Here is a 13354-nt window from a genome sequence, read left to right as displayed (position 1 = left end):
ATGGGTAATTCTCCACCATTTGATAGTTGATTTAACCAGTTAATCATATCATAAATAATCTCTAAATATTAGTCTAAAAAGTCTTCAATTATTCAGTTAAATTTTATTAAAAAGTATAAAAAGTATAAAAAAATATAAAAAATATAAAAAATATAAAAAGTATAAAAAGTATAAAAAGCAGATAATAGAATTTTGACTTTAATAAGGGCTTAATATTAATTAAGCCCCTACGGAGCAATCGGCTATTAATTCTCTACCAATTCATCATTAAATTCGTTAACAGTCCGTCGTCTTAACTCCACAGACTCAGAACGAGGTAAGAGATCAAAAACTTCCCTTAATACATCATCAACCGCTTCATATGCGACTTGGCCTTGACCATCAAAAACCTTGTTTCCTTCACCATCAAGAACAACCGTTTGAGGAATAATATCTTGATAATAATAACCTGGTTCTTCTTTCGTGTAAGTATCTTTAACCGGAATCGCATCAACACTAATAGGAAGAATATTAGCAGCGCGGCCATAAAATTCTTGGATGCGAGAAACCACGATCGCAAACTGTTTACAATCTCGACTATCATCTAAATAGTAAACAAGAACCGTCGGCATTTTTCTGTCTAAAGACCCCTTTAAAGATAATTTGGCCGGCACTAAAGAACCATTGCCCGCATAAACCACAAAAATGTTACCATCTAAGCGATCGTCATCAATATTAGCCGTTGCTGGAGACATTCCCCACCAACCAAAACTAAGACTCAACGATAACAAACTAATTAGACACAATCTAATCAATAATTTTGAGAACTGTGTTCCCCGTTCCCTGAGCAAATTAAGTAATCTCATAACAGTGTAGAAACCTTTGAGTAAGTTTGGTTACAATAAGTCCACAAGGAATGATAGAAATGATCCTGTGACTGAGCAGCAGACTACGAAACAATCAACCTCACGGAAAATTCCCGTTCAGATGCGGTTTGCTAATAGCCATTATGCTATTTTAGGACTTCATCCGTCCGCTTCTGTCATCGAAATACGTCGCGCTTATCGAGAGTTGAGCAAACGTTATCATCCTGATACTACAGAATTACCCTCAGCCATCGCAACCGCTAAATTTCAGCGTCTCAATGAAGCTTATGGGGTACTCAGTAACCCTCAAGCGCGATCGCTGTATGATATCAAAATCGGTTATTCTCGTTGGAATGTCATTCAAACTCCCTCAGAACCCCAAAAAGACCCACAAACGGGACAATGGTCCGGTTCTGCTTATTTAGATGCCAGCGATCGCCCTTTATCGGGGGGTGAGTTGTTCGCCCTCTTGATTTTAGGATTAACCTTGATCGGTTGTTTGGTTTTGGCCATTTTTATTGCTATTCTAAGGGGCGATGAAGTGATTCCCACCACTGCCCTACCTCAAGATTATGCCTCAGTTGTCCCTATTTTCCTCTGTGAGGCACGTAATATGATTCAAACCTTAATAACCCTATGATGACCCTTCCTGCTCCTGATACCCCCTTATATAATCATCCCCTTCCTGTCATTGAACAATGGCTATCTGATCTCGGTTGCCAACAAGATCAGCAGAATTTAAACTGCTGGACAGTGACTAAACCCAACTGGAAGGCACAACTGAGCTTAGAGGTTGAAGAAATTATTGTGTGTTATCTCAAAGCTGGCGCCGATGGTTCGGATATTACACGGGCTTTCAAGTATTCTCTCTCCCGTGAAGACGTTGAAGCTGCTGTTTTTAGTGGCCCTTAACCCTTTCAAACTGACTGAGGTTCGGAACTCCCTAACTTTACCATAACCTCCTCTTGCTAGAATCGAATCATTCAAATAAAAACCGATTTGCTAATACAATGAAAACATGAGGGCTACTCTCCCTACTTGGGAAAGCAACCCTCGCTTTACATAATACATTTTTACTGATTTGGTTAGCGTTGCTCAGTTAGAGGCTAAGCGACGCTATTTTTTTGTCTGTTAAACCCACAAAGGGGATAACAGTTATTATTCATCTTCGTCGGGTGCGCCAACTTGTTTGAGATGAATATGTTTACGACCTAAGGTAATCTCAAATTCATCCCCTGGTTGTAGATTCATTTTCTTGGTGTAAGCTGAACCAATCAACAGATTACCATTAGATTGCACACTAATTTTATAGCTGGCTGAACGGCCACCTCTTCCTTGTCCTTCAGCACTGCTATCAAGCTCAATTCCTTCAGCATCGATTAAAGCATTAAGAAACTTCATCATATTAACGCGCTCTACCCCATTTTTTGTTTGGGTATAATAGCCGCAAGCTCTTGCTTTTTCTTCTTTGCTGAGGTCACCTAGCTCTTTGACTTTTTCTACTAAAGCGTGGCCGGTTAGGGGTTTATCTTGTGTCATTAACTTCAACAGTAACTAATCGTGAATAATAAGGTTGACAGAATGGTAACTAACTAAGACTGTAGTAACAATCAAAAAAATGATCAAGTTACTAACTGTCTCTATCATTATCTTACACTCAATTTGTAAAATTTATCTACCATTCGACAAGATCAATAATAATTCATTGTTCCCAATGTTTCGACTATCATGTCGACCAAATTTACAAATGTTTGACTTTGCTCCCTTTTAACTTTATAAAAATGTTATAAATTCAACAATAATCTATCACAGTCCTATGCTAATAACGATAAAATATTGAGAAAAATAAACCCAATGAAACTAACAACTCGCAGTCATTATAGCGTTAAAGCCTTACTGGATCTGAGTTTACAGCCTAACTACGGTCCAACCTCAGTAAAAGCGATCGCAAAGCGACAAGATTTACCGGCTCCCTACTTAGAAAAATTACTGATTGAAATGCGTCGCAGTGGGTTAGTTAATTCCCTGCGAGGATCACAAGGTGGCTATCAATTGGCCCGTCCACCGAGTGAGATTTCTTTAGGACAAATATTAGACGCTGTTGGGGATACAATTGAGCCATTGCCCTACTATAACCCTGATATTGAGCAAGTAGAAGACTGGGTAACATTTAGCCTTTGGAAACGACTTCATGAAAAGATGAAAGACGCCCTTTACAAGATTACTTTAGCGGATCTTTACTATGATGCTCGTAGCTGGAAAGCTTCCCTCGGAGAAGCCGTGAGTTTTGTTGTTTAAGAAAATAATTTTTATGATCAATTCACAATCTTCTGTAAGGGTTCAAGGGGGCTGCCACTGCGGTGCAGTGCGCTTTGAAGCGATTATTGACCAGTTTGAAGCCATTGATTGTAACTGCTCGATTTGTCGCAAAAAAGGCTTTATTCATCTTTTAGTTCCCCCTGAAAACTTTACTCTAATTAAGGGAGAACAAATGCTCACAACTTATACTTTTAACAGCCACACTGCTCAACACACTTTTTGTTCTATTTGTGGGATTCATTCTTTTTATCATCCTCGTTCTCATCCAGGGTGGTTTGATGTTAATGTCAACTGTCTTGATCAGGTCACCCGATCAGACTTTGAAATTAAGTCCTTTGATGGGCAAAATTGGGAAAAAAATGTAGAAAAAATTAAGCAATCCCCTTCTAAGAATTAAGGTTAACGACACTGAGAGTCAAGACGGAATTTGGATATTAATGCTACCATAATCATTCTCATCTTTGCTACGATTGTTGACTATCTGATCGCCGATCCTTGGGGATGGTTACACCCTGTACAAGTCATGGGATGGCTGATCTCAAGGTACTCTAATTTTGTTCTTTCTATTTGTCAGACAAAGAACCAACGACGGTTGGCTGGAGTTATTTTAGGATTGGGGTTAATTATTGGCAGTGGAATTGTGGGCTGGAGTCTCAATTTAATTAGGGATCATCTTGATCCGTTTTTGGGCATTTTTCTGGAGATTATTCTCTTGGCCAGTTGTTTTGCCGGACGGGGTTTAAGATTAGCAGCTTTCGATGTCCTCATCCCCTTACGAGAAGAAAATATTGACCTGGCCAGGATAAAACTCAGCCAATACGTGGGCCGTGATACGGCCAATCTTTCTCCCCAAGAAATATGGCGGGCCGTTCTAGAAACCGTGTCAGAAAATGCCGTGGATGGGGTTACAGCCCCCTTATTTTATGCGATCGCTGGAGCCTTTTTTCCTGGCCTGAGTAGTGTCGCGTTGGCCTTGGCTTATAAAGCAGCCAGTACCCTTGATTCTACCGTAGGTTATCAACAAGAACCCTTCACTGATCTCGGCTGGTTTAGTGCAAAATGTGAGGATGTTTTAACTTGGATTCCCTGTCGTCTCACCGTTCTAACCTTGAGTATACTATCAGGAAAACCGAGGTTTGTTTTATCGATTTGTTGCCGAGATGCCCCTAAAGATCCTAGTCCTAACTCAGGATGGAGCGAATGTATTTATGCTGCCATTTTAGGGGTTCAATTAGGGGGAAAAAATACTTACCAGGGCATCATTAAAGACAAACCCCTATTAGGAGAACCCCTCAATGCTATTACGGACAAAAGCATTGAGAAGGCTCTAAATTTAACTCGAATTTGCTGTTTATTATGGCTTGGTTTAGGGGTCACTGGGTTATGGTTATTTTCCTGACAGGCAAACCATTCAGTATCTGGACAAAAATAAACGTTACTGTGAGGTAAGCACGGGAGCAGAGGGAGCGCCGGAGCGCCGGGAGGGAGTGAGGAACTTCTGACTTCTGAGTTCGTTAAGTTTGCCTATTGCCACCCCCTCTAACTCCCCCTTTTGTTAGGGGGAGAACCCTTGCCTATTGCCTTTGCCCAAAGGGAGCGGTAACTGCTCACTGCTCACTACGTTTAAGAAGGGTTCAGCCATTCTCCGAGAATCCCTAGCTGATGTTTCGTTTCATCGAGTTCTCGCTGTAAAGGTTTTAAACTATTTTCGTAAAGATCGAGACGAACTTGTAATTGAGCCACTTCAATTTTTGCCTGTTGCCAGTTTTCCCGTTCTCCTTCAAGTTGTTTTGTCTTTTGAGCCTGTTCTGTATCCAGTTGTTTGATCATATCCTGGATTTCTTGAACACTATTATGTAAATGTTGAATTTCTGTTTCTAGGGTTTCTCGTTCTTGGCTAGTATTATTTTCCCATTCTTCTAATTGCATTAAAATGGGGTCTAAATTGACCATTGGTGCTTGACTCTCAAAGTCTATGACCCCTTGGCGACGACGCAGAACCCGTAAATATTGAAGTAGCACTTCTTGTCTTTCTTTAAGATTCCGTCTTTGACCCACTAAGGTTTCATCTAAAAATTCTTTCCTTTCCTGTTCTTCTGCCAGTTCGTTTTCTAGTTCGAGCCGCTCAAAATCTCCTGCTTGTCCTAATTTATCTTGTAACTCCTGAACCGTTTGACATTGCAGGGTTAATTCTTCTTCTTGGTCATTAACAAAACGAACTAATTTATCTAAATCCCCTTGTAAATTTTTAACCTTTTCTTCGAGTTCCCCTAGGGGCATATTTTCTAAAGATACCACATCTACTTTAGCGTCTGACGAAACATCTCCGACACCACTGGCCACTTGTTCTAAGGTTTGTTGTAATTCTTGAATCCCTCGTAAATTGTCGTTAACCTTTTGTAATCTGTCTTGTTTATTACTGAGAATGTTTTGTTGAACTCCCCATTGAATTTTGGCTTCTTCAAGGGATCTTTGCGTTTCTTCTAGGGCCTGAAAACGATTTTCTAAGATTTCTCCTTGTTGTTGGACTTCTCTGGTTTGACGTTGTACCTGCCCTTTGAGGGTATCGAGGTGTTGCCAAAATTCATTGAGAATTGCTTGTTGGGCTTCTAAGGCATTAATGGCAGCCTCAAAGGGTTTTTCTAGAGATTCTAGTCCTAGAGAACTTTGAGCAATGCGAACAATCAATTCTTGAAGTCTCTCGGCTTCGGTTCCAGGCAGTTCTAATATTGCCCCGAAACGATTCTGAAAGTCCTGCAGTTGTTGTTGAGTTTGTTCAACCCGGTCCCATGCTGAGTCCGCTTCTTGACGACGGCGTTCGATTTGAGAAAGTTCTTTTTCGACTTCTTCTAATTGTTCGAGACGAGCCTCCATCTCGGCTTCGCGACGGGTTAACTCTTGACTTTGATAGGTCAAAGATTGTTTCCACTGTTCTATCTCTTCTTGCTGAGTTTTTAGCTTTTCTGAGAGACGGGATAACTTTTGTAATTGTCGGACTAATTCTGGAGCCGCCGGTTCTGGGTCCCCCTGAACTTGACGATTATTGCCTAAATTAACCATCAATAGGGTTCCTTCACCCACTTGATCCAATTCTTCAAGGGCGACCACTTCTTCACCAGGGACAGGACTCCATGTTTGATCGTTATGTTGACAAGCTAAAAGCTTAAGTTCTGTTGTCCGAGAACCACTAATGAAACCTCTTGTCTGTTTTTTGACTTCTGCAAGATATAGCACGAGCCACAATCCTCTCGATATTGCTGTTGCCTAGATTGTTGACCTGGAGATAATGTCGAGGGGCGTAATTCAATGTAGGAATAACTTATCCAACGATTATACTCCCTGTGATCACAAGATCGCCTCTATGGCATTACCTAAATTTATCACTGTCACATATCCACACAGCCAACTTAAAGAATCTTTGAATAACCCTACCCTATCAACAAGTAGGAATTCTTGAGCAGAGAAGCCCAATCGTTCGATCCCATTGCCTTTGGTACCTCACCTTATAGGGATTGGCTTTACGGTTGTCGGTTCTCTTTTGCCAGATACCTAGCCCTTTGGCTACTTTTTAATAGGTACTGGCGACAGTTGTGTCCGAAGTATTTTAACAGTGCTTTGTTTTAATCATAGCCTAGCTTTTATCTTGATGCTAGAGTCATTTTTGCCATGCCTAATTCGTAACGCTTCAAAAATTCATGTCTTCTGACAACATCACAATACAAACACTGACTATTATGGCTCCTAGTAGCCCCTCTCAGTCCCTTGAGTATATCCTCTTTAATAACCCTTTAAGTTCTAGCATTGTCAGTGTTTCGGGTCAGTCTTAATGATATAATTCAGAAAAGTCTATAATCTTCAAAAGAAAGACTAAAGCCTAACAAATCAGGGTTAAAAAAGTACCATGGAGTGACTTAAAATACCTAATTAGGATTGGTCAAACATCAGCATTTACTTAATCTAACTTTTGTGCTTATCCCTTCGCTTATTGTCAAAATTATTACTATTCGTTAATCATTATGCAGGGAACTTTAAATGAAATTGATATCCGCAGCATCCTGCAACTGATCGAACTCGGACAACGAACTGGAGAACTTTTAATTGAAGCCTATCAAACCTCATCAGGTAACCAAGGCGATGTTCTAGAGTCATACAAATTCAGGTCATCTCAACCCCTTAAAATTCAGGGACATAAAATTTTTTGGTTAGTTTTTTTTGTTAACGGACAAATCGTTTACACCATCCAGAGTAAAAACCGAGGGTGTCGTCGTTTACGAGATTATCTATTTCGTTATCAAATTAAGGTGATTCGAGAAGAACTGGAAAATATCGAAAGAATGAGTCATAACGAAATTGAATATGCTTACTTGTGGCAATTAATTAAACAACATCGCCTAACTCCTGAACAGGGAAAACAGATTATTCAACAAATGGTAAGAGAAACCCTTTTTGATTTACTCAGTTTACGACAAGGGGCATTTATTTTTGAAATGGGTTCAGGACTCGATCCTCTTTTAACCAGTGTAGAAATTAGTCCATTACTAATAGAAATGATGAAAGAGGTGCAACAGTGGAAACAGTTACATCCTTACTTAGAGAGTCCTCAACAAGCCTTACAAATAGCCGATCAAGAGCAATTACAAGAGACCTTACCCGAAAAAGCCTATGAACAGTTGTTGCACTGGGCCGATGGCAAAACATCCCTCAGACGGCTTTCCCGTCGCTTACAAAGGAATTTAGGCACTTTAGCACGGGGAATTTATCCTTATGTCGAACGAGGATGGCTACATCCAGTAATGGCCATAACCCCTTCTGTCTCTTCGCCTAACCACCTTTGGGACGAACCTACCCCCCGAAATAGCCCTCGTATCGTCTGTATTGACGATGATCTAACTATTGGCAAAACCGTAGAAACAATTTTAGGGGAGAATGGCTATGATATCTCCTTAATTACCGATCCCCTCTCAGGATTAACCCTGATCTTTGAACTCAATCCCGATCTCATTTTATGTGATATTGCCATGCCGAAATTAGATGGCTATGAGATTTGCGCCATGTTAAGACATTCCCCGGCCTTTCAATATACCCCGATCATCATGCTCACAGGAAAAGAAGGCTTTATCGATCGCATTCGGGCGCGCATGATGGGAGCCACCGATTACCTCACCAAACCCTTTGGAGAACAAGAGTTATTACTGTTGATTGAAAAATATGTCAAACCGAAAACCAACCACGATTAAAAGAGGAGATAGGGATAACTCAAAAAAATTCTCTAGTTGTCTTGTTGTTTTCTCAGAAAATTTGGGCAAATTAAGTATGTACACTTGGGGAGAAGAATTATTGATTAATTCATAATTCACCTGTCCTTAACAATCGAGTTGAATTTAAAGGTTTCAGTCTGTGATCTATTAATTCTTACTAAACAAATCATTTTAGCGTTTGTTAATTAGTAAGCTAAATCCCATGTTTGATTAACCCAATCGATAGAAAAAACGTTATGAGAGCAGTTTTACTGGTAGAAGATAGTCCGGCACAACAAAAAATGATCGCCACAATTCTCAAAAAGAATGGTTGGCAAGTCATTATTGCAGAAGACGGCATTCAGGCCCTCGAAAGTATTAAACAGTCGAGTCCGGATCTGATTGTCTTAGATATTGTCATGCCCAAAATGAATGGTTATGAAGTCTGTCGTCGGATTAAAACGAATCCGAGTACCCAGAATGTTCCCATTGTCATGTGTTCTTCTAAAGGAGAGGAATTTGATCGTTACTGGGGTATCAAACAAGGGGCAGATGCTTATATTGCCAAACCCTTTGAAGATATTGAACTCATTGGCACCATTCAACAACTACTACGGCAATAAACGTACAATCATTTAGATGGGAAAAACAATATGGTTGGGAATTTAGATTTAGGTCAAGACAACAAGCAAGACATTTCTCCTGAACTTCAGGCCTTACAAACCCCTGAAGGAGAACTCTACTTACGGTTTCATCTACCCTCAAAAGAAGAATTTGCCCTCCCGGCGGTTGCCATTCGAGAGGTAATGCAACAAAGTCCAGACAGAATTACACCCATTCCCAATGCCTCACCCTTACTCTTAGGAACCCTGAATTTGAGAGGCCAGGTGATTTGGGTAGCCGACTTGGGGCAATTTTTAGGCAATACGGTTCCCTTACGAACCGATCGCCCTGAAATTCCAGTCATTGCTGTCGAAGAGCAAGAAACCATTTTAGGATTAGCCATCGATCAGTTAGGGGATATGGAATGGTTAGATATTGAACAATTACAAGCCCCCACCAATGTAGCCGATCACATCGCTCCCTATGTTCAAGGAGAATGGGTAGTCCAAGAAAATTCTCAGCAAGTCCTACGATTATTAGACCAAGTCGCGATTTTACGCTCAGCCCGTTGGGCAACCTAAAGCAATGATTCGACCCTCAATTTATTTCTATAAATATATCTAATTGATAACTCGTAACTCACCACTCATAACTGACAAGATTTAACCGATAGGAGAAAGGCAATGGCATCAGGGACAGACTACGCAAAATTATATAATGAAGCTTATGTCGCTTATGGACAGGGAAACTATGAAGAGGCTGCGACCCTTATGGAACCGATGGCCGAGGCTTTTCCCGAAGATCCTGATGTGCTGTTACTACGAGGTCATATTTATTTCAGTTTGGGAAGATATGAAACTGCTTGTCAACAATATCAATCAGTCCTAGGCCGCAGCGATCGCCCCGATTTAATCGATTGTGCCAACCAAGGATTACAACAAGCACAACAACTGCTTAATCAATCAGGGCAGAACCCTGATACCGAAGAGAATTTTCAACAACCGATCATCGACGAAGCGTCCCTTGACATTCAACAGCAGTGGTCTGATTCTGAAGAATCATCCAGAGACTGGCCCGGTGAGGAATTTGATCTCGATGGACTAGACTGGGATAGTGCCATTTTTGATGACGATGATTTAGGAGAACCCACCATTGGTCATCAAGGAGAGCCCAGTCAATCCTTAGAGGAGCAACCAGAGGGACAAAACTCCTTCGACGGTCCAGTTGATCCCTTTACCACCTTAAGCGAAGTTAAGCCCTTTGACTCTCAATCCGATCTCCCCGACACCAATGTCGCAGAGGAAGAAGGTTGGGCGGATTTTGTCGACGAAGATTTTCCTGATTTTTCCTTTGGTGACGAACAAGAGCTAGAAACTGAAGCCCATACCGGAGCAGGGGACGAAGAAAATACCTTTGTGGTCTCTTCTAACCTGAATCCGCCTTCTTTGAGTCATCGTGACTCGACATCTCCCCGAGAAGATGCCTCCCAGGATTGGTCTACTTATCCTGTACCAGATGACCCCACCGTTCAAGCAACCCCCCAGATGATGTCATCTGACCAAGTCCAAGAACATAACCAAGTCTTAGATGAGTTTGATGCTTTTCAAGAAGAGGCGTTAGAGGATTTATCTAATTTTGATTTTACCGAGATGAGTGATCACTTACCGGATTCTGATCTGTTCAGTCAAGGGAGTGAAGACCTCAATAGTGACCTTGGTCTCCAAACCGGCGATCTCTTATCCGAACGAGGACCAGAAACCGTTAATTGGGTTAAATCTGATGATATAGCGAATACCTCTTTATCCGATAGTGAGGCTAAAATCGTTAAACCCACTGTCGAAGCGCAACAGGGTTATTTAAGCTGGTTTTTTAACGCACCTTTAAAATTAAAGCCTTGGATGGCAGCCGGAAGCACAGGATTAGCCTCTTTTATGGCTATTTTACTGGTGAGCGGTTTGGCCTGGCTCGTTTCTCCTAAACCCAACACAACGGAGGTTGCTGAAGAAGAACCGACCCCTGAACAGGTCGAACCGTCTGATACCGCAGAAACACCATCCGAAGAAACGGAAAATAAAAAACAAGCCAAATCAGGCAATCCTATCTTATTGCTGGCTTTAACAGGAGGTTTAGTCGGATTTGGAGGAACCCTATTTTTTGGTCTGATCAGTTCCTATCAATTAAAACGCACCATTGAGGATCTGCAAACTCAGTTTGATTCAATGTATGCTGGTGACTATAACGTTAAAGCGACCATTTACTCTGAAGATGAGATCGGCCAGTTATCCCATAGTTTTAACCAACTCTCCCGTGTCATTCTCACCACCACCAGCGAAGCCCAACAACGGGCTGCAGAAATGGAACAGGCCAGAGAGGAGTTACAACGACAAGTAATTCGCCTCTTAGATGATGTAGAAGGGGCCGCCAGAGGGGATTTAACCGTAGAAGCAGAAGTAACGGCCGACGTATTAGGGGCGGTGGCAGATGCCTTTAACTTAACCATCCATAATCTACGAGAAATTGTCGCTCAAGTAAAACGAACGGCAAAACAAGTTAATAAGAGTTCGACGGATAGTGAATTATTCGCTCGCAATAATTCCCGTGACGCTTTACGCATGGCAGAAGAATTAGCGGTCACCTTAAATTCGGTACAGGTGATGACTGAATCGATTCAACGGGTGGCAGAAAATGCCCGTGAAGCCGAAGAAGTTGCCCATACCTCCTCTGTAACCGCCCTCAAAGGGGGTGAAGCCGTAGAACGCACGGTGGCCGGTATTCTACAAATTCGAGAAACGGTGTCAGAAACCACTCGTAAGGTTAAACGCTTAGCAGAAGCGTCTCAAGAAATCTCGAAGATTGTGGCGTTAATCTCTCAAATTGCTTCTAGAACTAACTTACTGGCTCTTAATGCTTCAATTCAAGCAGCTAGGGCAGGAGAAGCAGGACGAGGCTTTGCCATCGTTGCTGATGAAGTTCGTCAGTTAGCCGATCGCTCAGCTAAATCTTTAAAAGAAATTGAACAAATTGTACTACAAATCCAAAGTGAAACCGGTTCAGTTATGACGGCAATGGAAGAAGGCATTCAACAGGTAATCGATGTAACGGATAAATCAGAACAAGCAAAACGCTCTTTAGAAGACATTATCGATGTATCCAATCACATTAATACTTTAGTGCGATCGATTACAGGAGATACCATTCAACAACAAGACAATTCTAAAGCCGTCAGTCAAGTCATGCAGTCGGTGGAATTAACCGCCCAAGAAACTTCCCAAGAATCTCAACGGGTGGCAGGCTCATTACAAAATCTGGTAGGTATTTCCCGTGATTTATTAGCCTCTGTCGAACGTTTCCATATTGAAGAAGGAGAGAAATCTTAAATTAAAATCACGGCAAACTTAAAATTAAAAAGGTTTGTTATATAATTCATAGATTAAGCAAATGGTATCTTCTTATATTCATCTGTGTGTGAGGATTGGTCAGTATGAGCCGTGTGATTAGTAAAGTATTATCTCCTGCTATGCAGCTTTGGTTACGTTCCCAAGTTGAGCAAGTGGAAACCTTAGAATTGTCTATTCAAGGAAGCGATCGCCAAATTTTAAAAGGTCATGTTTCTGGGGTCATGTTAAATAGTAATCGAGCCATTTATCAAGGATTACACCTAGGAGAAATTCAATTAAAAGGGGAAAATATTCGTATTAATATTGGCCAAGTTTTACGAGGTAAACCCTTACAATTATTAGAAGCAATTCGCGTATCAGGAGCCGTGGCCATTACGAATCAAAATTTACAAGCGTCTATCTCCTCAGCTTTGTTAGGAGAAGGGTTTAAAGGATTATTAGAAACTCTACTAGAACATCAAGGGATCACAAATGTCTCTCACTTATTAGAAAGTTATGAAATTAATTGGGAAGGGGCTTATTTAGATAATTCTTATTTTATTTTGCAAGGAAATTTAACCCACAATAGTGAAACACATCCTCTAAAAATTAAAGCAAAATTAAGTCTTATTCCTCCCCAAACCTTACAATTATCGGAAGTTGAAATACAAGGAATTCCTGACCTAAATAGTCATGAAATTAAACCCTTTTCAGTAGATTTGGGATCGGATGTTTCTATTAATGCTTTCGACCTTGATGCTGATAAATTAGTTTGCCAAGGAGAACTATTAATTCGTCCTTAGTGCAGTGGGTAGGTAAGAAGAAAATTAACATTTTTCTCCCTCTGCTCCGACGCTCCCTCTGCTTCCCCTACTCCCTCTGCTCCCCCATCTCAAGATAACCCCCTTGGCAAAGGAGTCCTTACAGGGGACAATAGATAAGAGTTACTATTGAAAATTAATTTAATTCTACT

Annotated in this window: 13 protein-coding genes; 10 read left to right on the top strand and 3 right to left on the bottom strand. The window is 41.0% G+C overall.

Features of this window, described 5'->3' with window-relative positions:
- Nucleotides 1-245 precede the first annotated feature (245 nt).
- Nucleotides 246-845, bottom strand: a complete 600-nt coding sequence (locus C4E06_RS14065; RefSeq protein WP_107668644.1) for a thylakoid membrane photosystem I accumulation factor — start codon at nt 843-845, stop codon at nt 246-248.
- 67 nt (nt 846-912) lie between these two features.
- Between C4E06_RS14065 and C4E06_RS14060 the strand changes: the two genes are divergently transcribed.
- A complete protein-coding gene (locus C4E06_RS14060; protein WP_339377216.1) occupies nt 913-1485 on the top strand; it encodes a J domain-containing protein in 573 nt (190 codons plus the stop codon).
- The gene (locus C4E06_RS14055) at nt 1485-1757 is read left to right on the top strand and encodes a DUF3143 domain-containing protein (protein ID WP_107668642.1); all 273 of its coding nucleotides are present in this window, start codon (nt 1485-1487) and stop codon (nt 1755-1757) included. Before C4E06_RS14060 ends, C4E06_RS14055 begins: the two co-directional genes overlap by 1 nt.
- Nucleotides 1758-2003: 246 nt before the next feature.
- Here the strand turns inward: C4E06_RS14055 and C4E06_RS14050 are convergent, their stop codons facing one another.
- Complete coding sequence (locus C4E06_RS14050) at nt 2004-2384, bottom strand: AbrB family transcriptional regulator (protein WP_107668641.1); 381 nt, start codon at nt 2382-2384, stop codon at nt 2004-2006.
- A gap of 315 nt (nt 2385-2699) precedes the next feature.
- Between C4E06_RS14050 and C4E06_RS14045 the strand changes: the two genes are divergently transcribed.
- Genes C4E06_RS14045 through cbiB form a run of 3 tightly spaced genes read left to right on the top strand, consistent with a single transcriptional unit; the run spans nt 2700 to nt 4563 of the window.
- Complete coding sequence (locus C4E06_RS14045) at nt 2700-3143, top strand: RrF2 family transcriptional regulator (protein WP_107668640.1); 444 nt, start codon at nt 2700-2702, stop codon at nt 3141-3143.
- Nucleotides 3144-3156: 13 nt separating this feature from the next.
- On the top strand, nt 3157-3561 hold the full coding sequence (locus C4E06_RS14040) for a GFA family protein (RefSeq protein ID WP_107668639.1): 405 nt from the start codon (nt 3157-3159) through the stop codon (nt 3559-3561).
- 30 nt (nt 3562-3591) lie between these two features.
- Entirely contained in the window at nt 3592-4563 is a 972-nt protein-coding gene (cbiB, locus tag C4E06_RS14035; RefSeq protein ID WP_107668638.1) for an adenosylcobinamide-phosphate synthase CbiB, read from the top strand.
- Between the two features lie 224 nt (nt 4564-4787).
- Here the strand turns inward: cbiB and hmpF are convergent, their stop codons facing one another.
- Nucleotides 4788-6398, bottom strand: coding sequence for a pilus motility taxis protein HmpF (gene hmpF / locus C4E06_RS14030; protein WP_107668637.1), 1611 nt, complete (start codon nt 6396-6398; stop codon nt 4788-4790).
- Between the two features lie 782 nt (nt 6399-7180).
- Here hmpF and C4E06_RS14025 point away from each other — a divergent pair.
- The 5 genes from C4E06_RS14025 (at nt 7181) to C4E06_RS14005 (ending at nt 13184) form a co-directional block, all read left to right on the top strand.
- Nucleotides 7181-8401 carry a response regulator gene (locus C4E06_RS14025; protein ID WP_107668636.1) on the top strand — a complete coding sequence of 407 codons (1221 nt, stop codon included), beginning with the start codon at nt 7181-7183 and terminating at the stop codon, nt 8399-8401.
- Nucleotides 8402-8658: 257 nt separating this feature from the next.
- The gene (locus C4E06_RS14020; RefSeq protein ID WP_107668635.1) at nt 8659-9024 is read left to right on the top strand and encodes a PleD family two-component system response regulator; all 366 of its coding nucleotides are present in this window, start codon (nt 8659-8661) and stop codon (nt 9022-9024) included.
- Between the two features lie 30 nt (nt 9025-9054).
- Complete coding sequence (locus C4E06_RS14015; protein ID WP_107668634.1) at nt 9055-9585, top strand: chemotaxis protein CheW; 531 nt, start codon at nt 9055-9057, stop codon at nt 9583-9585.
- A 102-nt stretch (nt 9586-9687) separates the two neighbouring features.
- Nucleotides 9688-12381: a methyl-accepting chemotaxis protein gene (locus C4E06_RS14010; protein ID WP_107668633.1), complete on the top strand. Its 2694-nt coding sequence runs from the start codon at nt 9688-9690 to the stop codon at nt 12379-12381.
- A 104-nt stretch (nt 12382-12485) separates the two neighbouring features.
- Nucleotides 12486-13184: a DUF2993 domain-containing protein gene (locus C4E06_RS14005; protein WP_107668632.1), complete on the top strand. Its 699-nt coding sequence runs from the start codon at nt 12486-12488 to the stop codon at nt 13182-13184.
- Nucleotides 13185-13354: the final 170 nt, after the last annotated feature.

The organism is Cyanothece sp. BG0011 (assembly GCF_003013815.1).
In the GTDB taxonomy this organism is placed as follows: Bacteria; Cyanobacteriota; Cyanobacteriia; order Cyanobacteriales; family Microcystaceae; genus Crocosphaera.
This window is presented reverse-complemented; position numbering and strand designations above follow the sequence as displayed.